We start from the raw sequence: 519 nt of genomic DNA, 5'->3' as shown, positions 1-519 counted from the left end.
CGTGCCGGGGGCGGGCAAAAAGCCGCGGCCCGGGTCCTCGCCGTTGATGCGGAACTCGAAGGAGTGGCCGCGCAGCGGCGGGTCGTCGTAGCCGAGCGCCTCGCCGTCGGCGATGCGGAACATCTCGCGCACCAGGTCGACGCCGGCCACCTCCTCGGTGACCGGGTGCTCCACCTGGAGGCGGGTGTTGACCTCCAGGAAGGAGATCGTGCCGTCGGCGCCGACCAGGAACTCCACCGTGCCGGCGCCGACGTAGCCGGCCTCCTTCAGGATGGCCTTCGAGGACGCGTACAGCTCGGCGACCTGCGCGTCGGACAGGAACGGCGCCGGGGCCTCCTCGACCAGCTTCTGGTGCCGGCGCTGCAGCGAGCAGTCCCGGGTGGAGACGACGACCACGGTGCCGTGGGTGTCGGCCAGGCACTGGGTCTCCACGTGCCGCGGCTGGTCCAGGTAGCGCTCGACGAAGCACTCGCCGCGGCCGAAGGCGGCCACCGCCTCGCGGACCGCGGACTCGTACAG

The 519-nt window shown here is 72.4% G+C and carries 1 protein-coding gene; it reads right to left on the bottom strand.

Annotated elements, in window-relative coordinates; translation table 11 throughout:
- A partial coding sequence (locus ACFP2V_RS38760) for an ATP-binding protein (RefSeq protein ID WP_465269233.1) occupies positions 1–519 on the bottom strand: 519 nt, incomplete at both ends.

The organism is Streptomyces incanus, from assembly GCF_042656345.1.
Taxonomy (GTDB): Bacteria; Actinomycetota; Actinomycetes; order Streptomycetales; family Streptomycetaceae; genus Streptomyces; species Streptomyces incanus.
Note: the sequence above shows the minus strand (reverse complement) of the source record. Positions and strands in the feature narration are given on the sequence as shown.